General features: G+C 60.7%; 23 protein-coding genes. 9 read left to right on the top strand and 14 right to left on the bottom strand.

Features of this window, described 5'->3' with window-relative positions:
* Positions 1-85 precede the first annotated feature (85 nt).
* From ATO7_RS13355 to ATO7_RS13345, 3 genes are all read right to left on the bottom strand, one after another.
* Positions 86-394, bottom strand: coding sequence for a PAS domain-containing protein (locus ATO7_RS13355; RefSeq protein ID WP_083562483.1), 309 nt, complete (start codon positions 392-394; stop codon positions 86-88).
* Positions 395-543: 149 nt separating this feature from the next.
* Positions 544-1,116 carry a DUF2726 domain-containing protein gene (locus ATO7_RS13350; RefSeq protein ID WP_083562481.1) on the bottom strand — a complete coding sequence of 191 codons (573 nt, stop codon included), beginning with the start codon at positions 1,114-1,116 and terminating at the stop codon, positions 544-546.
* A gap of 7 nt (positions 1,117-1,123) precedes the next feature.
* A complete protein-coding gene (locus tag ATO7_RS13345; RefSeq protein WP_146680351.1) occupies positions 1,124-1,438 on the bottom strand; it encodes a hypothetical protein in 315 nt (104 codons plus the stop codon).
* Positions 1,439-1,670: 232 nt separating this feature from the next.
* Here ATO7_RS13345 and ATO7_RS13340 point away from each other — a divergent pair, with 232 nt between their 5' ends.
* Positions 1,671-2,729: a cyclic nucleotide-binding domain-containing protein gene (locus ATO7_RS13340; protein WP_158523212.1), complete on the top strand. Its 1,059-nt coding sequence runs from the start codon at positions 1,671-1,673 to the stop codon at positions 2,727-2,729.
* Here the strand turns inward: ATO7_RS13340 and ATO7_RS13335 are convergent, their stop codons facing one another.
* The 11 genes from ATO7_RS13335 to rrtA form a co-directional block, all read right to left on the bottom strand.
* Positions 2,730-3,068 carry a PilZ domain-containing protein gene (locus tag ATO7_RS13335; protein ID WP_083562475.1) on the bottom strand — a complete coding sequence of 113 codons (339 nt, stop codon included), beginning with the start codon at positions 3,066-3,068 and terminating at the stop codon, positions 2,730-2,732.
* Positions 3,065-3,976 (bottom strand): DNA polymerase III subunit delta', encoded by a 912-nt coding sequence (locus ATO7_RS13330; RefSeq protein WP_083562473.1) that lies wholly within the window; start codon positions 3,974-3,976, stop codon positions 3,065-3,067. The genes ATO7_RS13335 and ATO7_RS13330 overlap by 4 nt, the downstream gene beginning before the upstream one ends.
* Positions 3,973-4,584, bottom strand: coding sequence for a dTMP kinase (gene tmk, locus ATO7_RS13325; protein ID WP_083562471.1), 612 nt, complete (start codon positions 4,582-4,584; stop codon positions 3,973-3,975). The genes ATO7_RS13330 and tmk overlap by 4 nt, the downstream gene beginning before the upstream one ends.
* Positions 4,581-5,597: an endolytic transglycosylase MltG gene (mltG, locus tag ATO7_RS13320; protein WP_083562469.1), complete on the bottom strand. Its 1,017-nt coding sequence runs from the start codon at positions 5,595-5,597 to the stop codon at positions 4,581-4,583. The genes tmk and mltG overlap by 4 nt, the downstream gene beginning before the upstream one ends.
* The gene (gene pabC, locus ATO7_RS13315; RefSeq protein ID WP_083562468.1) at positions 5,590-6,444 is read right to left on the bottom strand and encodes an aminodeoxychorismate lyase; all 855 of its coding nucleotides are present in this window, start codon (positions 6,442-6,444) and stop codon (positions 5,590-5,592) included. Before pabC ends, mltG begins: the two co-directional genes overlap by 8 nt.
* A complete protein-coding gene (locus tag ATO7_RS13310) occupies positions 6,441-7,745 on the bottom strand; it encodes a chorismate-binding protein (protein ID WP_083562466.1) in 1,305 nt (434 codons plus the stop codon). The genes pabC and ATO7_RS13310 overlap by 4 nt, the downstream gene beginning before the upstream one ends.
* Before the next feature lie 7 nt (positions 7,746-7,752).
* Positions 7,753-8,991, bottom strand: a complete 1,239-nt coding sequence (gene fabF / locus ATO7_RS13305; protein ID WP_083562904.1) for a beta-ketoacyl-ACP synthase II — start codon at positions 8,989-8,991, stop codon at positions 7,753-7,755.
* A 125-nt stretch (positions 8,992-9,116) separates the two neighbouring features.
* Positions 9,117-9,359 (bottom strand): acyl carrier protein, encoded by a 243-nt coding sequence (gene acpP / locus ATO7_RS13300; RefSeq protein ID WP_083562464.1) that lies wholly within the window; start codon positions 9,357-9,359, stop codon positions 9,117-9,119.
* 158 nt (positions 9,360-9,517) lie between these two features.
* Positions 9,518-10,252, bottom strand: coding sequence for a 3-oxoacyl-ACP reductase FabG (gene fabG / locus ATO7_RS13295; RefSeq protein ID WP_083562462.1), 735 nt, complete (start codon positions 10,250-10,252; stop codon positions 9,518-9,520).
* A complete protein-coding gene (gene fabD / locus ATO7_RS13290; RefSeq protein WP_240499477.1) occupies positions 10,249-11,190 on the bottom strand; it encodes an ACP S-malonyltransferase in 942 nt (313 codons plus the stop codon). Before fabD ends, fabG begins: the two co-directional genes overlap by 4 nt.
* A gap of 1 nt (position 11,191) precedes the next feature.
* Complete coding sequence (gene rrtA / locus ATO7_RS13285) at positions 11,192-11,818, bottom strand: rhombosortase (protein WP_083562460.1); 627 nt, start codon at positions 11,816-11,818, stop codon at positions 11,192-11,194.
* A gap of 25 nt (positions 11,819-11,843) precedes the next feature.
* On the opposite strand from rrtA, the gene gspG reads away from it, so the two are divergent.
* The 8 genes from gspG to ATO7_RS13245 all read left to right on the top strand — a co-directional run bounded on the left by gspG (position 11,844) and on the right by ATO7_RS13245 (position 17,328).
* Positions 11,844-12,284 (top strand): type II secretion system major pseudopilin GspG, encoded by a 441-nt coding sequence (gene gspG / locus ATO7_RS13280; RefSeq protein WP_146680349.1) that lies wholly within the window; start codon positions 11,844-11,846, stop codon positions 12,282-12,284.
* Between the two features lie 11 nt (positions 12,285-12,295).
* On the top strand, positions 12,296-12,826 hold the full coding sequence (gene gspH, locus ATO7_RS13275) for a type II secretion system minor pseudopilin GspH (protein ID WP_083562458.1): 531 nt from the start codon (positions 12,296-12,298) through the stop codon (positions 12,824-12,826).
* On the top strand, positions 12,816-13,268 hold the full coding sequence (gene gspI / locus ATO7_RS13270; protein ID WP_083562456.1) for a type II secretion system minor pseudopilin GspI: 453 nt from the start codon (positions 12,816-12,818) through the stop codon (positions 13,266-13,268). The genes gspH and gspI overlap by 11 nt, the downstream gene beginning before the upstream one ends.
* A complete protein-coding gene (gene gspJ / locus ATO7_RS13265) occupies positions 13,265-13,879 on the top strand; it encodes a type II secretion system minor pseudopilin GspJ (protein WP_083562454.1) in 615 nt (204 codons plus the stop codon). Before gspI ends, gspJ begins: the two co-directional genes overlap by 4 nt.
* Positions 13,876-14,814 (top strand): type II secretion system minor pseudopilin GspK, encoded by a 939-nt coding sequence (gene gspK / locus ATO7_RS13260; protein ID WP_083562452.1) that lies wholly within the window; start codon positions 13,876-13,878, stop codon positions 14,812-14,814. Before gspJ ends, gspK begins: the two co-directional genes overlap by 4 nt.
* 74 nt (positions 14,815-14,888) lie before the next feature.
* Positions 14,889-16,073 carry a type II secretion system protein GspL gene (gene gspL / locus ATO7_RS13255; RefSeq protein WP_083562450.1) on the top strand — a complete coding sequence of 395 codons (1,185 nt, stop codon included), beginning with the start codon at positions 14,889-14,891 and terminating at the stop codon, positions 16,071-16,073.
* Positions 16,073-16,561, top strand: a complete 489-nt coding sequence (gene gspM, locus ATO7_RS13250; RefSeq protein WP_083562448.1) for a type II secretion system protein GspM — start codon at positions 16,073-16,075, stop codon at positions 16,559-16,561. The genes gspL and gspM overlap by 1 nt, the downstream gene beginning before the upstream one ends.
* Positions 16,558-17,328, top strand: a complete 771-nt coding sequence (locus tag ATO7_RS13245) for a type II secretion system protein N (protein WP_083562446.1) — start codon at positions 16,558-16,560, stop codon at positions 17,326-17,328. The genes gspM and ATO7_RS13245 overlap by 4 nt, the downstream gene beginning before the upstream one ends.
* Positions 17,329-17,345 lie beyond the last annotated feature (17 nt).

The raw sequence follows: 17,345 nt of genomic DNA, 5'->3' as shown, positions 1-17,345 counted from the left end.
TATGTGTGATCCAGATATTATTTAACATAATATATATTATGCGCATTAATGTATCCGGACTCATTCACCAATCGATTGTTGTCCGTCAGGTGCCGCAGCATGCGCTGCTTTCGCTAACTGGAAAGCAGACTTCGCAATAGATATGGCCGAAGCGGTCCACCTTCTCGGCAAACCAGACAACATCGCCTTCGTCACCACCAACCCAACAGTTGCAGAAGTTGTCTACGCGTTGTCGAGCGGTGTTCGACACGGTGTTTGCCGCCTTGCTGGCGTGGCTTACGCTGCGAGGTGAAAAAAGCTCCGAGATATGTGTGCCGATCACGGCCTCGGGTTTCAGGTTGAACCCAAGACAAAACGCTTTGTTCGCGCTCAAGAATGTCCCTTCATCGGCCATGATGGCTCTGGGCGCATCTGTTGCCAGAAATTCCGAAAAACATTCTGGTTCTCGTTGTGGGCACATACGTTCGGCTCGTCCCCCGAAAGATTGCAGGACGGTAAACGAATGGTGAGCGCATAACGTTCCACTCGCTGGCAGATCGATCGTTAGATTGTGGTCGAGTCCAGTGTAACGCTGGTCGATTCGGTGTCGACGCTGCTGTGTGGCCTTCCGTTGCTACGAGATTGCTCAGTTTCGCCGGCCGGCATGAGGGCTTTGAGTCTCATGCGCAGATCTGCGACGCCATAGCTGCGAGCAGCATCTACCCGCATCAATGGCAAGTCCGCTGCCTCTGTGGCTTTGTTTTTGAATGTGTCGCTGATTTTTGCTCGATTGGATCGGTGGCTAGCATCATCCAGCTCGATGACGGCGATGATCGCGCTGGTGCTTGCGTCGGTGAGGACAAAGTCAAAGTGTTTTGATGAGATTTTGTTGAAAAACCCAAGCCTGTTACGCGCGCCTTTGCGCACCTGTAAGACGTCGGCCATTCGGACTTTGCTGTAAATCTGGGTTCCCGGGGGCGCAGCTTGTTGCAATACACCGTGAAACGAGCGTTCAGCTTTACTGAGTAGATACTTGCGCATGGCATAAGGGTGCGCGTCGTGGTCAGCTGCATGTGCAGCTGCACGGAGGAACAGCGCGAGTACGAAAAAGGCTGCGAACGTGATGAGAAGATCCATGCTTCGTTTAATACCGGGTCAAAGCGCGGCTATTGAGCACGATGCGATGACCTTGCGAGTCATAACGCACATATTCTTCGTACCCAAAGCGACAGCGTTTGTAATCGTCGTCAAGCGTGCCGTTTGCTGCCGCCAGACATTCCTTGCGCGGTCGAGGCTTGAAAGCTTCCCAGCGCGGGATCCCGGCTTGCATCGTGTCAGTTAAGGGTGCGCTGAAAGCGCGGCCGAGCTTTTCGACAAAGCTTGAGTGGCTGTGGGGCTCTTGTGTCTGCGCCAGCGTGACCGAACTGAACAGAATGCATATAACGAAGATCAGGCGCACGATCGATTCCACCTGCGGATACGGTAGAGGGAGTATCACGAATTCTAGGAATCGCCTTCAACTATCGGAAATGATAGAAATTATTGATTTTGCCGATGGTAGAAGTCGATTGTGGCGCCCTGCTCCGTTCAACGCGTTGCCAGGGCAAGGCGCCTGCAACAGGCGGACTTCACGCTTTTTTCGGTATCATGCCGGCATTGTCGTGGAACAACCGCAAGCAAGGCGCGCTTTGATGGCAAATACGCCAACCCAATTGAGCATCGACGAATTTCGCAAGCTGAGTCCTATCAATGGCTTGCGCGAGGAAAGTCTGCAGCAACTGTATAAGCGCATTGCCACTTTGACGGAAAAATCTGGCAAAGACCTTTTTGCACGCGGCAGCGCGAACGCCGATTCATATTATCTGCTCAGCGGTGAGATCGAGTTGATTGATGCCGAGGGTCGCGTGGCGCGCACCTTGGTGGCCGGCAGCGCTGATGCCATGCACCGTATTGCCCATCAGATTCCCCGCGTGGTCAGCGCCCGGTGTAAAACGGCTGTGGAATATATCCGCATCGATTCCGGCCTGCTTGATGTGATGCTGACCTGGGATCAGACCGGCTCTTTCGAAGTTGATGAGTTGAGTGCCGACAGCGAGGATGCTGATGGTGACTGGATGACCCGGCTGCTTCAGATGAAGGCCTTTCAGAAGGTGCCGCCGTCGAATCTGCAGGCGATGTTCATGCGTATGGAGCAGATCCCGGTCAAGGCCGGTGATGTGGTGGTGCGTCAGGACAGCGATGGTGATTTTTTCTACGTCATCATCAAAGGTCGGGCAATGGTCACCCGGGAGACCCGGACCTCGCCCAAGCCGATTCGCCTTGCTGAGCTCGAAACGGGTTCATGTTTCGGCGAAGAGTCATTGATTTCAGATGATAAACGCAATGCGTCCGTGACCATGCTGGAAGCCGGTACCTTGATGCGCCTGGCCAAGGATGACTTCCGCGCCCTGCTCACCGCACCGCTGACGTTGAACGTGAAACTGGACGAAGGCAAAGCCCTGGTGGCATCGGGCAAGGCACGCTGGCTGGATGTCCGTTTACCCAGCGAGTACAAGAACCAGCATCTGGACGGCGCGATCAACCTACCCTTGTTCATGCTGCGCCCCAAACTTGGCAGCCTGGACAAGAATCTGGTTTATCTCGTTTATTGCGATGGAGGTCGCCGCAGCCAGGTGGGTGCATTTGTGCTGACCCAGAAAGGCTTCGAAGCCAAAGTGCTGGATGGCGGCATTCCGGTCGAGGCCGGTTAGCTACATGGTGTAGGTCGGGCGGTCCGAATCCACGCCGCCGGCCAGTGCGCTTTCAATCTTTTTCTGGGTTTCGCCGCCGTCCTGTTCCGAGAACTGCACGCCGATGCCCTGGCTGCGTTTGTTCTGCGCGCCCTTGGGCGTAATCCAGATGACCTTCCCGGCCACCGGCAGGCGTTCGGCGTTGTCGAGCAAAGTCAGCAGAATGAACACCTCGTCGCCCAGCTTGTAGGGCTTGGTCGTGGGGATGAACAGCCCGCCATTCTTCACGAACGGCATGTAGGCCATGTAAAGCTGATTCTTTTCCTTGATGGAAAGCGTCAGTATCCCCGGTTGACTCATGCCCTCTCCCGCTGCCGTGCTTGTAGATCAAGATAGAGAATAAACAGGCCTTCCAGGGCGAGCAAGCGGTTGAAGCTGCCCTGCCCGTCTTTACGCACCTTGATCAGTGCATCCCACAGGCGACGTTGCGCCATGCCCTGGCGGCCGCTTTTCATGTCGTCCAGCAAACGGCTTTGCCACCAGCTCAGAAAGGCGTCGAACTGAGCCTCGTTGATGGCCTCGGCCGCACTGATCGCGTCATGATCGCGCCCCACGCGTTCGAGCACCTGTTGCCAGTTTTTTTCGGCTTTGATCAGGGTATCCAGGCTGGCGTCGTCAGCGGCCAGCGCACACGGCCCGACCCGACCGAGCAAATGGGCCGGCACCTCGGCCTGCGCACCGAGAAAGGCGCGGGCCTGATCCACGCTGGGCATGGCGATGCTGATGCGACTGCAGCGACTGCGAATGGTGGCGGGCAGGCGCGACAGATTGCTCACGCTGAGCATGATGGTGACGCCGCGTGGTGGCTCTTCCAGGGTTTTGAGCAATGCATTGGCGGATGCCCGATTGAGCGCATCGGCATCGCGAATGTGCGCATAGCGACCACGTGGCTGGCTGGCGGTCAGCTGAATATCGGTGCAGAACGCGCGGATCTGATCGATCAGAATTTCCCGTTTGTCCTGCGGCTTTTCGATCTCGATCCAGTCTGGGTGGGCACCGGCTGCGAACTGGTGGCAGCTGTCACATTGACCACAGGCGCTGAGTTCTGGTGCCTCACACAGGCCGGTCCGAGCCAGTTCGCGGGCCAGCGCGGTCTTGCCTACACCAGCTTGCCCGCTGATCAGCAGTGAGTGCGGCAGACGTTTGGCCTGCAAGCTGTTGCGCAGCTCGGTCCAGGCCGGCATTTGCCAGTCGTATGGCGCGTTCATGCCAACAGGCCTTCGATGCGTTCCAGCACATCGGCGTGAACCGCGCTCTGCTCACGGCTTGCGTCAATCAGGTGGTGGCTTGGGGCCTGCGCGCGTTGGGCGAAGGCGTCACGGATGGTTTGCATGCGCTCGAGATCGATCCGGTCAAAGCGGTTTTCGATGCCACGCTGCTGCAGGCGCTGTGAGGCCTGCTCGACGGGCAGATCAAAAATGAAACTGGCCTCTGGCAGGCGAGCGATGGTCTGCGTGCCCAGCTGATCGATCCACGAAGCTGTGATGCCGCCGAGCACGCCCTGGTATACATGGCTGGAATCGATGAAGCGATCGCACAGCACGATCTCGCCACGCGCCAGGGCAGGAAGCACGGTGTGCTGCATGTGGGCGGCGCGGGCGGCGAACACCAGCAGCAACTCGGTCTGCGGCGGCACGCCATCCGACCAGTCGCCGAGCATGCATTCACGAATCTGTTCGGCCAGCGGGCTGCCGCCCGGCTCGCGGGTGGTGACCACGCTGTGTCCCATGCGGCGCAGGCTGGCCGCGACCCCGTTCAGGGCCGTGGATTTTCCTGCGCCGTCCATGCCGTCAAAGACAAAGAAATAGCCGCTCATCGTTTCAACTGATAGCGGCGCACGGCCGCGTTGTGCTCGTTCAGGGAGGCGCTGAAATGGTGGCGTCCGTTCTCGCCGGTGGCCACGAAATACAGCTTGTCGGTGTCTTGCGGATTGAGCGCGGCGTGGATGGAGGCGCGCCCGGCCAATGCAATGGGCCCGGGTGGAAGGCCGTGTCGTGTATAGGTGTTGTACGGCGTGTCGGTGCGTAGGTCACGGCGTCGCAGGTTGCCATCAAAGGCATCGCCCAGGCCATAGATCACGGTGGGATCGGTTTGCAGGCGCATGCCTTTGCGTAGCCGCTGCACGAATACGCCTGCGATGAGTTCGCGCTCTTCGGCCAGCGCGGTTTCCTTCTCGATGATCGAGGCCAGGGTCAGGGCCTGCTGCGGTGTTTGCAGCGGCAGGTCGTCCTGGCGTTCGGCCCAGGCCTGGCTGAGCACCTTGTCGAGTGCCTGACTGGCCTGGCGCAGCAGGTCCAGGTCAGATACACCGGCGGTGTAGGTGTAGGTTTCGGGCAGGAATTGACCTTCGGGATGGACGTCGGCCTTGTCCAGCGCGGCCATCAGCCGGGCATCGTCCCAGTCAACGGTGTGTTGTTCCAGGCGCGGCTGTTCACGCAATGCGGCGCGCAGCTGGGCATAGGTCCAACCTTCGATGATGGTCAGGCGATAGCTGATCACTTCGCCAGCGCGAATCATGGCCAGGGCCTCGAGCAGGCTCTGGCCCGGGCGCAAGGCATATTCACCCAGTTTGAGCTCGCGTGCGCCGGCTTCGATGCGATTATGCGCGCGCAGCCAGAGCTGATCGCGCAGGCCATGCGAGAGCCAGCCCTGCTTCGCCCATTCCCGCACCAGTGCAGTCTGGCTGCGCCCCTGCGGCACCTCGATGCGTTGTTCATCAGACAGGTTCAGCGGCGTACGTGCGAAGCGCAGATAGTCAAGCCACAGCCCGATCGCCACGACGGTTGCGATCAGCACAAGCCCGGTTACCAGCGCTCTGGCTTTAGACATGCTCTCCTTGCCACGGGTGCGGGATCAGTGCGCGCAGTGCGGTCAGGGCCGGGTGTGCGCCGGGACGTTCCCAGCGCCGACGCGACTGATCATGGATGTCCCGCCATTCTCGCACAGGCCACAAGCCGATGACGGAGTTGCACATCAGCAGCAATTCGGCCTGCTCCAGGGCCTGGTCGCTGGCATTGAGGATACGCGGCGGCTGCCCATCCTGCGCCAGTGCAGCGAGGATGCGCTCGCGCATCAGGCCGGCAATTCCGCCCTGGCTCAGGTCCGGGGTGTGCCAGTGGCCGTCGGCGAACCAGAACAAATTGCTCATACCGCCGCAGACCGGCTGCCCGCCCAGGTTGCGCATGAGACTTTCCTGGCAGTTGGCCGACAACTGCCGACGAGCCATAACCTGATCCAGACGATTGAGATGTTTGAGGCCCGCCAGATGGGGTTGTTGGCTCAAGGGCCAGCCGACATCTCCGATGATGATGCCCTCGCGCCATAACGCGGCCGGCCACGCCGGCAGTGCACTGTGATAAAGCAGCCAACGGCAGGCGTTCTCAGCGCGGGCATAGCCTCGTTGGCTGTCGCCGGCGGTGATGAGCAGTTTGATGACGCCCTGCCCCAGGTTTGATGCGGCCTGGTTAAGCGCGGTGGCCATCGCATCGCGCGGCGGTGGTGTCAGGCCCAGCGCGCGGGCATCTGCCAGCAGCTTGTCGAGCTGCTGGGCCTGAACCTCAACCGTACCTTTGCAAACCAGCATGGTGCGAAACACGCCGTCGCCATATTGCAGACCACGATCAGCCAGCGGCAACGCATCGCCGGGTTGGCCATCGATCAGCGTGTGTGCACTCATTCCAGCGGCCCCAGTGCGCGCAGCAGCCCGGCGGCCTTGGCTTCGGTTTCTGCGGTTTCCAGTTCGGCCACCGAGTCGGCCACGATCCCGGCGCCGGCATCAACATGAACCGTACCGTTGTGCCAGACCAGGGTGCGGATCAGGATGTTGAAGTCCATACGTCCGCAATCCGAGATGTAGCCGAGGCTGCCGGTGTAGGGGCCTCGGCTGCGCTGCTCCAGCTCATGAATGATCTGCATGCAACGAATTTTCGGGCATCCGGTGATGGTGCCGCCGGGAAACAGCGCGGCAAACAGCTCGGTCGCTGTGACCTCCGTGTGCAGGCGACCGCGCACATTGGACACGATGTGATGCACGCTGGCGTAACTCTCCAGGGCCAGCAACTCGTTGACCTCGACGCTGCCTTGCGCGCAGATGCGGCCAAGGTCATGGCGCTCCAGGTCGACCAGCATGATGTGCTCGGCGCGTTCCTTGGGATGCGCCATCAGCTCTCTGATCAGGGCCTGGTCCTGCGCCGGATCGTGGTGGCGCGGACGGGTGCCGGCGATGGGGCGCGTTTCAACCACGCCGTGTTGATGCAGAAACAGGCGTTCCGGTGAGGCGCTGGCAAGCTGCAGGTCGGGCAATTGAACCGAGGCCGCGAAGCTTGCGGCGTTGCGCAAGCGCAGACGCGCATAGGCTTCAAGCATGCGAGAGCTGGCGACGGCGCCGCCGTGCCAGCGTCGCGACAGATTGGCTTGATAGATGTCGCCCGCCTGAATGTAGCGCACGCCCTGATGCACAGCGGCGTGAAACTTCTCGGCCGCATCGCTGCGAAACGCAAGGGGCTGCCAGGGTGTGTCCACGGCGTTTGCAGTACTGCTGTTGAGCAAGGCCTGAACCGCATCATCCTCAAGCCCGATACTCCAGCTGCAATTGTCGATGTGATCAACGATCAGGGCCTGTTCGCAGTACACCGCGCTGGCCAGCGGCTGTGTATGCGGGGCGCTGTCGAGTGCCGGCAGATGGGGCTGCAACCCCCAGGCGGATTCGTATGACAAATACACGAACCAGCCGCCAATAAACGGCACACGGCTGTCGCTGTCGCAACCGTGCGGATCTGGCAAGGCGGCAAAGAAGGCCGGAAGCTCATCGACGGCGTAGCAGTGTCGCTGCTCACCGGCTTGGCCCATGAGCAGGCTGTAACGGCCGGTTTGCGGATTGTGCTGGCGACTTTCCAGTAGAAAGGGAAAGCGCTGGGCATGACTGCGGTGGATCGCGAACAGGTCGAGTTGCCCGTCCAGACGGCGCACCGCAGGCATGATGCGATCAGGCGCGCTGGAAAATCAGCGTGCCATTGGTGCCGCCAAAACCGAAGGAGTTGGACAGGACCACATCCAGCTTGGCCTCACGCGCGGTGTTGGGCACGTAGTCCAGGTCGCAGCCTTCACCCGGCTGATCCAGGTTGATGGTCGGCGGGATCACGCCGTCACGCATGGCGAGCAGGCACAGCACCGCTTCCAGCCCCCCGGCCGCGCCAAGCAGATGGCCGGTCATGGATTTTGTGGAGCTCACTGCCAGGCTGTCGGCGTGCGCGCCAAACGTACGTCGAATGGCCTTGCTCTCGGCCACATCGCCAGCCTGGGTGGAGGTGCCGTGGGCGTTGATGTATTGCACGTCCTCGATGCCGAGATCCGCATCGCGCAGGGCGTTTTCCATGCACTTGTACGCCCCGCGACCATCTTCCAGCGGCGAGGTGATGTGGTAGGCGTCGCCACTCATGCCAAACCCGGTCAGCTCGGCGTAGATCTTGGCGCCGCGCGCTTTGGCATGCTCGTACTCTTCAAGCACGAGTACACCGGCGCCGTCGCCGAGGACGAAGCCATCGCGATCCTGATCCCACGGCCGGCTTGCCGCTGCGGGCGCGTCATTACGCTGAGACAGTGCGCGGGCGGCGCAGAATCCGGCCATGCCGAGCGGACTTGAGCCAGCCTCGGCGCCACCGGCAATCATTACGTCGGCATCACCGTGGGCAATGAGCCGGGCCGACAGCCCGATGCAATGCGTGGCCGTGGTGCAGGCCGTGACCGTAGCGAGGTTAGGCCCGGTCAGGCCGTGACGGATGGAAATGTTGCCGGAGATCATGTTGATGATGCTGCTCGGCACGAAAAACGGGGAAACCTTGCGCACCCCTTTGTCGAGCAACACCTGATGATTCTTTTCAATGTTGCCGATGCCGCCGATACCCGAGCCGACATGGACGCCAATGCGGTCCAGATCTGCGCTCTGAAGGTCCAGGGCGGCGTCCTTGAGCGCTTCATCGCTGGCGGCAATACCGTAATGGATGAAGGGGTCGCACTTGCGTGCTTCCTTGGGGCTCATGTACTGCTCGATGTCGAATCCCCGCACCAGCCCGGCAATACGGGTGGGATAGGCACTGACATCATAGGTGTCGATCGGGCCGATACCGCTGCGGCCGGCTTTGACCGAATTCCAGGATTCTTGCGCAGACAAGCCCACCGGCGACACGGCTCCAAGACCGGTCACCACGACGCGTCGTTTCGGCATCATTTCAGCACCTCGTGAAGGTACTTGCTGCTGTTGACGACCCTGTCAGGACGACAGTGCAACAGCGTAAGGAAAGTCTCCTGCGCCCTGACGGGTCGCAGGAGGGAACAAAGAACCGCTGCGACTTAGGCGTCGCTGGCGTTGGACTGTACGTAATTCAGCACGTCCTGGAAGGTGACGATCTTTTCAGCTTCTTCGTCAGGAATGTCGATTTCGAATTCCTCTTCCAGTGCCATTACGAGCTCGACGGTATCGAGCGAATCGGCACCCAGATCGTCCACGAAGCGGGCTTCGGGCGTGATCTTCTCGATTTCCACGCTGAGCTGCTCAGCAATGATCTTTTTGACTCGCTCGTCGATATTACTCATCTTGGGTTTGCTCCCTCTCTTGGTAGTAGCGCAGCCTTTCGGACTGCGCGCGACATTCTAGTGAATTGCCCCCTGCCCTGCCAGCATCGATATGGTCTGGCCAGCACAGCCTGGGATCGGTGATTCGGATTCCAGTCTAAGCCTGGATTTTACCCCACTCAGGGCATCAGCATGCCACCATTGACATGCAGGGTTTGTCCGGTGACATACGCGGCGTCATCGCTGGCTAAAAAGCTCACCGCAGCGGCCACGTCAGCGGCGGCGCCCAGCCGCCCCAGCGGGATCTGTTCAAGCAGGCCGGTTTTGACGTCGTCAGGCAGCGATTTGGTCATGTCGGTGTCGATAAAGCCCGGGGCAACAAGATTGACCGTGATGTTGCGCGAGGCGACTTCACGCGCCAGTGCCTTGGAAAACCCGACCACCCCTGCCTTGGCCGCGGCGTAATTGGTCTGCCCCGGATTGCCGGAGAATCCGACCACCGAGCTGATGCTGATGATGCGTCCCCAGCGCTTTTTCATCATGCCCTTGAGGACCAGGCGGCTCATGCGCGCAACCGAGGCCAGGTTGGTGGCAATGACATCATCAAAATCGGCATCTTTCATCCGCAGTAGCAGCGTGTCGCGGGTGATGGCGGCATTGTTGATCAGGATGTCGGGGCTGCCGAGCTCATCGATCAGCGCCTTGCAGGCATCAGCGTCGGTGACGTTGAGCGCATGTCCTGTGCAGGCCGGGTTGATCGCCTGAAGGTGGGTTGCGATGGCCTTCGCGCCGGCGTCGCTGGTTGCGGTGCCAATAACGACGGCGCCCTGATGGGCCAGACGCTCCGCAATGGCCTGGCCGATGCCGCGGCTGGCGCCGGTGACCAGGGCAGTCTTGCCGCTCAAGCTGCTCATACGTTGTCCTCTGCTGTAATCCAGCGTTCGAGCTGCGCGGGTTGCGCCAAGCTGTCGAACGGTATGTGTTTGATGGTGCGTTTGGCCAGCCCGCACAGCACCTGCCCGGGGCCACACTCCAGACCATGGGTGATGCTGTAGTCGTTGGACATGCTCAGTAAGGTGTCGACCCAGCGCACCGGGGCGCATACCTGCTGTGCAATCAGCGGGCTCACGTTGGTGTTGTCTGCCAACTTCGCATTCACGTTGTGCAGGACCGGGATTTTCGCTGCGCGCAGGCTCAGCTCGCCCAGGGCTTGCTGAAGCTGGTCACGCACGGGCGCCATCAGTGCGCTGTGAGCCGGGACGCTGACCGGCAAGGCCTTGGCCATGCGCGCTCCGGCCGCCTTGGCGTTGTCGAGCAGACGCTGCACGGCGCGTTGATGGCCGGCCACCACGACCTGGCCAGGGGCATTGAAATTGACCGCCTCCAGCACATCCTCGCCAGCATGGGTCTGGCACAGGCTGATCACGGCAGCATCATCCAGTCCGACCACGGCAGCCATGCCGCCCTCGCCTTCGGGGACCGCCTGCTGCATCCAGCTGCCGCGCTTTTGCACCAGACGCATGGCGTCGGCGAAATCGAGGACATCGGCTGCGACCAGCGCGGCGTATTCGCCCAAGCTGTGCCCGGCCATCACGGCTGGCTGTGGGGCTCCGGCCGCCTGCCAGGCGCGCCAGATCGCAACATCAGCCATGAGCATGGCCGGTTGCGTGTTGGCTGTGCGATTGAGTTCCTCCTGCGGCCCGCTGGCAACCAGCCCGGCAAGATCAAAGCCGATGGCATCGTTGGCCTCCTGCAGGGTGTCGCGAACCACCGGGCTGGCCTCAGCCCAGGTATCCAGCATGCCCAGGCTTTGTGAGCCCTGACCGGGAAAAACGAAAGCGTATGCGCTCAAATCAAATGTCTCCTGTGTTCGTACGTGGCGCGCTCAGGCGCGCCCCCAACCGGGCCAGCGCGAGATAGATCACGGCGCACAATGCGCCATAACTGTGCGCTTCCACCAGTACCGGAACGCCGACCAGCGCCTCGTTGCTGGTGATCGGACCGTTGAAATGCTCCCACACTAATTTGCCGATGAGCACTATCAAAAGGAGGGGCGCAAGCTTGTCACCCTGACGAAACAACCACCAGAAGCCGAGCACGAACAAGCCATGCAAGGTCCCGGAGAGTCCGACATACCAGCCCAGCTCAGGCAGGCGCCATAGCATCAATGCGCTGATGCCAAGGCTCAGAATCAGCAAGCGCCAGGCCCAGCGCCACAGCGGCAGCGGCTCTGGGAACAGCAGCGCGATAAGTACCAGTCCAGCGACGTTCAGCAATGTATGGCCCACACTGGCATGCACCAGATGACCGCTGAGTGCGCGCCACCACTGTCCGGCAAAGATCGCGCTGCGGTCATAGCGCAAAAGCTCAGTGAGGCTCTCACCGCCGAGGCTCAGGGCACCAATGAGTAGCGCGGTGGTCATACACGCCAGCGCCGCGCGGCGGTCTTCGAACCAGCGATCGATTATCATTAGGCTCATGGCTTCTTATATGCGAACAAAACCGATGCTTCCTTCCCGTTCTCAGGGCTTTACGCTGATCGAAATCATGGTCGTCGTGGTCATACTCGCGATCCTGGCCGCGGCGGTTGTGCCGCGCATTATGGACCGCCCCGACGAAGCACGCGTAACCAAAGCCAAGCAGGATATCCGCGTGCTGGAAAGCGCGCTGGAACTCTACCGTCTGGATAACTTCAACTACCCCAGCACCCAGCAGGGCCTGGAAGCGCTGGTGCAAAAGCCCAGCGGTGATCCGCCCGCGCCTAACTGGAAGCGTGGTGGTTACATCAAGGCCATGCCCAAAGATCCCTGGGGCAATGAATATCAGTTCCTCAATCCGGGTGTGAAATCCGAGATCGATATCTTCTCTTATGGTTCGGATGGCCGCCCCGGCGGTAGCGAAACCGCTGCAGATATCGGCAACTGGACCGACGACGCCAACTCCTGAGGCTGACCGGCATGCCGCAGCTACGGCGATGGCAACAGGGCTTTACCCTGATCGAAATCCTCGTGGTGGTGTTCATCATCGGTGTCATCCTCGGTTTCGCCACCTTGAGCCTGTCTGGCCGCGCGCTGGACGACAAGGTGCAGGAGGAGGCTCGGCGTTTGAGTGAAATCCTGCGTCTGGCCCGCGATGAGGCCGGGCTCACCGGCCTGGAGCTGGGCTGGCTCAAAACCGACGAGGGTTATCGGTTTGTGGCCTTGTCCGACAACGGCTGGGCGGAATACGGCGAACGTACGCCGCTGCGCCCGCGGCGTATTGAGGCACCGCTCAAAATGACCGTGCGTGTTGATGATCTGCCGATCGAAACCGATGACGATCAACTGCTGCCCCAGGTGATGATTCTGTCCAGCGGTGAGATGACCCCCTTTGCCATTGAGCTGGGCGCGCCGGATCTGGATTTTGTATTCCTGATCAGTGGCAATCTGCTCGGCGAAATCGCGCTGGAAAAAGTCGACCCTGACGATCTGGTGCTGCGTGAAAGCTGAGCGCGGTTTCACCCTCATTGAAGTGCTCGCTGCGCTGGTGGTGTTAGCGCTTACGCTGGGCGGCATCATGAATGCCGCTGCGTTTTACGGTCGCAATGCGGTTTATTTGCAGGACCGCACGCTGGCGGGCTGGGTGGCCAACAATCAGATGGTCAAGGTGCAGCTTGATCGCACGTGGGTACCCGAGGGGCGCAGCAACGGCAAAATCGAAATGGCTCAGCGCGAGTGGCAGTGGGAGCGCGAAGTTGAAGAAACACCCGACGAACGCCTGCGCCGCGTGACCATCCGGGTGCGCCTGGCCGATGCGGATGACGATGATGCCTGGCTGGCCAAACTGTCCGGTTTCTTTGCCCAGCCCATACCCAAGGGCGCGGCGCAACAGGCCCAGGCCCAACGCCAGCAGCAACAGGGTGAAAATCAGGGTGTGAGTGCCGGTCCATGAGCATGCACGCACGTGGCTTTACCCTGCTTGAACTGGTGGCCGCGCTGGCCATCTTCGCCATGATGAGCGTGATGGCCTATGGCGGGGTCAGCGCGCTGATTACGACCCGCGAGGGGCTGGATGTCAGCTACGAACGGTTGCAGAACTGGCAGCTCGCCACTCACCGTCTGCGCCTGGATCTAACGCAGGTGCGAGAGCGCCCGGTGCGCGACGAGTTCGGCGACGTTCAACCGGCCCTGCACGAGCCTGAGGAAGGCCGTCTGGAATTGACCCATGGTGGGCGGCGCAATCCGCTGGGACAGCCGCGCTCCACCCTTGAGCGGGTGGCCTGGTTTCTCGATACCGACGGTTCCTTGATCCGCCAGAGCTGGTTGGGGCTGGATCGGGCGCAGTCGGAAAAGCCGTTGCGAACAACCATTTTAGAAGATATCGAAACCCTGGAATGGCGTTTCCTCAACAGTGATGACACGTGGGTTGAAGACTGGCCGCCGGCCCAGTTGGCCGGCACCCTGCCCCAGGATCTGCCGCCACCACGTGCGGTGGAGTTGCGTATCGAGTCCAAGCGTCTGGGTGAGCTGGAATTCATCTTTGCCACCGGTGTAGAAGCATGAGAGCACAACGCGGGGTGGCATTGATTACGGCAGTGATGGTGGTGGCTTTTGCCAGCACCGTGGCCGCAGCCCTGATGGTCAGCCAGAATCTGGCGGTGCACCGCAGCGCCAACATGATTCATCAGGATCAGGCCTGGTGGTATCTGGTCGGCATGGAACAATGGGCCGGCACGCTGCTCGATCGTGATCTTGAAGACAATCAGTTCGATTATCTGGGCGAGGCCTGGGCGCAGCCGGTCGACTTCCTGCCGGTCGATGAAGGCGCCCTGTCCGGCCGATTGGTGGACCTGCAGGGCCGTTTCAATCTGTTATCAGTGGTGAGCGGCGATGGTGTCGTGGTTGAGCCGCGCAAGCAGCAATTGATCAGGTTGCTGCAGAACGTTGAGGGTCTGAAAAGCGGCACGGCCGAAGAACTGGCCATCGCGATCGTGGACTGGATGGATCAGGATACCGAGCCGGGTTTTCCGTCAGGTGCCGAGGACAGCCTTTACCTGTCCAAGGACCGCCCCTATCGAACGCCCAACCGGCCGATGGCCAGCGTCAGTGAGTTGCTGCTGGTCAACGGGGTCACGCCCAAAATTTATGCTGCGCTGCAGCCGCATGTGACGGTTCATCCAGGTGATCACAAGATCAACGTGAACACGGCGACAGCGCCGGTGTTGATGAGCCTCAACGAGAACATGAATCCGGGTGTGGTTGAAGGGCTTATGAACAAGCGTGAGGAGGTGCCGTGGGAGACGGATGAGCAGTTCATCACCGACGAACTGATCGCCGGCATCAGCATGACCACTGAGGACATCACGGTAAAAACCCATTACTTCCAGGCAGAAGCGGCCGCCATGATTGGCAACGTAAGGCTCAGCTATGTCAGTTTGCTTGAGCGCCTGGAAGGCGCGCGCACCCGCCCGATTGCGCACAGCCGTAATACCCTGTGAGCCAAACCTTGCGATGGTTGGTCTTGTGGGTGTCAGGCTCTAGAATATTCCCCTTTGTTTACTGGACTTAGCGCGTGCGCGAAACCCTGTTGATTCACCTCCCCGCTGTGCCGGAACAGCCTTGCGTCTGGCGACGCTGGGAGACCGGTGCGACTCAGCCCAGCCGTGATGGCAGTGGGCCGCTTGACGAGGTGCTGGGTGAGGTTGGTGGCGCCCGGGTGATCGTGCTGGCCCCGGCCGAGCGCATGACCCTGACTCAGGTTGAATTGCCTGTGCGTCAGGCCAGCCGTTTGCTGCAGGCGATTCCTTTCGCGCTTGAGGAGCAGCTGGCCGAGGACGTTGATGCGCTGCATTTTGCTCCCGGCCCGCGTCAGGCCGATGGCAGCACGCCGGTCGCAGTGGTGTCGATCGAGCAGATGCAGAACTGGCTTGCGCCCTTCAATGAGGCGGGCATTCAGCCTGACGTGCTGATGCCGGATGTTCTCGCCCTGCCCTACGACGAGGCGCTGGTGACGCTGCACATCGATGGTCAGCGCTGTCTGGTGCGCAGCGGCAAGGCTGCTGGCTACGTTGCTCCACTGAGTTTGCTCACCAGCGTGTTGCCCACAGGGGCTGAAGCGCCGGCTCTGTTTTTGTTGCAAGGCGAAAAAACCGCGCTGCCGGATGACTACACCATTGGGCGCAGCCTGCCCCTGGCGCAGCCTCTGGATGCGTATAGTCAGTTCGCCGATCCGGCACTGCGCATCAATCTTTTGCAGGGCGCCTTTGCACCGCGCCGTGCCACTGAAAAGTGGCTGCAAGCTGCGCGCTGGCCGGCTGCTCTGGCGGCATCCTGGGTGCTGGTCAGCACGCTTGCACTGGCCGTGAACAATCACCAGAAGCAACGTGAGTACGAGGCCCTGCAGGATCGCGCGCAGGATGAATTCAGCCAGGCTTTCCCGCAAATCACCCGTATTGTGGATCTGCGAGTGCAGGCTGAACAGCAACTTGAACGTCTGATATCCGGTGGTTCCGAGGATGTTTTTCTGAGCTTGCTCAGCCGTTCCTCAGCGGCGCTGGCCAGCGTGTCCGAACTCAAGGTCGACGGCGTGCAGTTTCGCGACAGCGCGTTGTACATCTCGTTGTCCGGTAGTGATCTTCAGGCGCTGGAAAAGCTGCGCGCCGAATTCGCAAAAATCAGCAGTCTGGCGCTGGATGTCCAATCTGCCCAGGCCGGTACCGACGGCGTTCAAATTCGACTCAAGGTGGATCAGGCCTGATGCGTGAATGGTTCGATAATCTGGCCCCGCGTGAGCGGTGGATCGTCAGTGCTGGCGGCGTGGTGTTCGCGCTGATGATGTATTTCCTACTGGTCTGGGATCCGCTCAGCCAGAAAGCTGCACGTTTGCACAACGACCTGGCCGATGCGCGTGATCTGGTCAGCTTTATGCAGAGCACCCGTCAGCAAGTGGCGCAGCTGGGCGGCCAGAATGCGGGCGCACCGCAAAGCTCCGGGCGCTCGCTGTTGTCGGATGTGGACAGCAGCAGCAAGCGCAACGGGTTGGGCGACAAGATCAAGCGTATTCAACCTGAGGGGCAAACCAGCGTGCGTGTGTGGATAGAGGGTGTGCCGTTCGAGCAATTGCTGCGTTGGATGGATCAGCTGCAGAACCAATTGGGTATCGTGCTCAGTGATGGCAGTCTGGATCGCGATGATATCGCAGGTACGGTCAAGGCCCGTCTGACGCTGGTACGAGGTGGCGCATGACCTGGAAGATAGTTGTTGCCCTTTTCGTGGGTGTGCTGCTTGGCCTGGTGACGCAGGCACCGGTTAACAAGATTTTACCTCGGGTGCTGCCGGATTCGGCCGGCGTCGAATTGTACGAACTCGATGGCACCTTGCTCGACGGTCACGCCGGCTATGTTCGTGCGCAGGGCGTCGGCGCCGATGACGTTCGTTGGGTGTTGCATCCGGGGAGCTTGCTGTTGGGCCGTGTAAGCGCCGATCTGGAGGTGTCGATGCACAGCCGCGATCTGGACGAAGACAATGCCTGGCTCACGGCCCGTGTCGCGCGCAGCCTGTTCGGCAATACCATCGTGGCGCGTGAGATTCAGGCTGCGGCCCCACTTAGTGCGTTGCAGAAACCTCTCAAGCTGCCCTACTTGCCGGTGGATGCGGTCATCCGCCTCAACCTCGACGAGCTCCGCGTGGTCGATATGGCGCCTGAGCGTGTTGAAGGTCTGGCTTACCTGACTCAGACCCAGTGGAAACTGGGGCAGCCGGTCGCTCTGGGCGACTATCGCATTGCGCTGAGCACACCAGAAGACGCTGTGGTTGCAACCCTCAGCGACAGCGATTCGGCAAAAGTCAGCATTCAGGGCAAAGCCGAGCTGTCCGCCGAGCGGGCGTACGCGGTCGATATCCAGCTTAAGCCCAAGCTCGACACCCCAGCATCCGTGGCCAATCAGATGAAGGCCCTGGGCCGCACGGATGCCCAGGGTTGGTACCGCGTTCGCCAGGACGGCAGCTTTTAGCCTTAACCTCCCGTCGG

The sequence above is a fragment of the Oceanococcus atlanticus genome (genome assembly GCF_002088235.1).
Lineage (GTDB): Bacteria > Pseudomonadota > Gammaproteobacteria > Nevskiales > Oceanococcaceae > Oceanococcus > Oceanococcus atlanticus.
The sequence above is the reverse complement of the archived record's forward strand: the minus strand, read 5'-3'. Positions and strand labels throughout refer to the sequence as shown.

What these genes read in the sequence shown, in the direction of transcription:
- ATO7_RS13355 (WP_083562483.1), bottom strand. Translation starts at nt 394, where the DNA reads ATGGCCGATGAAGGGACATTCTTGAGCGCGAACAAAGCGTTTTGTCTT.
- ATO7_RS13350 (WP_083562481.1), bottom strand. Translation starts at nt 1,116, where the DNA reads ATGGATCTTCTCATCACGTTCGCAGCCTTTTTCGTACTCGCGCTGTTC.
- ATO7_RS13340 (WP_158523212.1), top strand. Translation starts at nt 1,671, where the DNA reads ATGGCAAATACGCCAACCCAATTGAGCATCGACGAATTTCGCAAGCTG.
- ATO7_RS13335 (WP_083562475.1), bottom strand. Translation starts at nt 3,068, where the DNA reads ATGAGTCAACCGGGGATACTGACGCTTTCCATCAAGGAAAAGAATCAG.
- ATO7_RS13330 (WP_083562473.1), bottom strand. Translation starts at nt 3,976, where the DNA reads ATGAACGCGCCATACGACTGGCAAATGCCGGCCTGGACCGAGCTGCGC.
- tmk (WP_083562471.1), bottom strand. Translation starts at nt 4,584, where the DNA reads ATGAGCGGCTATTTCTTTGTCTTTGACGGCATGGACGGCGCAGGAAAA.
- mltG (WP_083562469.1), bottom strand. Translation starts at nt 5,597, where the DNA reads ATGTCTAAAGCCAGAGCGCTGGTAACCGGGCTTGTGCTGATCGCAACC.
- pabC (WP_083562468.1), bottom strand. Translation starts at nt 6,444, where the DNA reads ATGAGTGCACACACGCTGATCGATGGCCAACCCGGCGATGCGTTGCCG.
- ATO7_RS13310 (WP_083562466.1), bottom strand. Translation starts at nt 7,745, where the DNA reads ATGCCTGCGGTGCGCCGTCTGGACGGGCAACTCGACCTGTTCGCGATC.
- fabF (WP_083562904.1), bottom strand. Translation starts at nt 8,991, where the DNA reads ATGCCGAAACGACGCGTCGTGGTGACCGGTCTTGGAGCCGTGTCGCCG.
- acpP (WP_083562464.1), bottom strand. Translation starts at nt 9,359, where the DNA reads ATGAGTAATATCGACGAGCGAGTCAAAAAGATCATTGCTGAGCAGCTC.
- fabG (WP_083562462.1), bottom strand. Translation starts at nt 10,252, where the DNA reads ATGAGCAGCTTGAGCGGCAAGACTGCCCTGGTCACCGGCGCCAGCCGC.
- rrtA (WP_083562460.1), bottom strand. Translation starts at nt 11,818, where the DNA reads ATGAGCCTAATGATAATCGATCGCTGGTTCGAAGACCGCCGCGCGGCG.
- gspG (WP_146680349.1), top strand. Translation starts at nt 11,844, where the DNA reads ATGCTTCCTTCCCGTTCTCAGGGCTTTACGCTGATCGAAATCATGGTC.
- gspH (WP_083562458.1), top strand. Translation starts at nt 12,296, where the DNA reads ATGCCGCAGCTACGGCGATGGCAACAGGGCTTTACCCTGATCGAAATC.
- gspJ (WP_083562454.1), top strand. Translation starts at nt 13,265, where the DNA reads ATGAGCATGCACGCACGTGGCTTTACCCTGCTTGAACTGGTGGCCGCG.
- gspK (WP_083562452.1), top strand. Translation starts at nt 13,876, where the DNA reads ATGAGAGCACAACGCGGGGTGGCATTGATTACGGCAGTGATGGTGGTG.
- gspM (WP_083562448.1), top strand. Translation starts at nt 16,073, where the DNA reads ATGCGTGAATGGTTCGATAATCTGGCCCCGCGTGAGCGGTGGATCGTC.
- ATO7_RS13245 (WP_083562446.1), top strand. Translation starts at nt 16,558, where the DNA reads ATGACCTGGAAGATAGTTGTTGCCCTTTTCGTGGGTGTGCTGCTTGGC.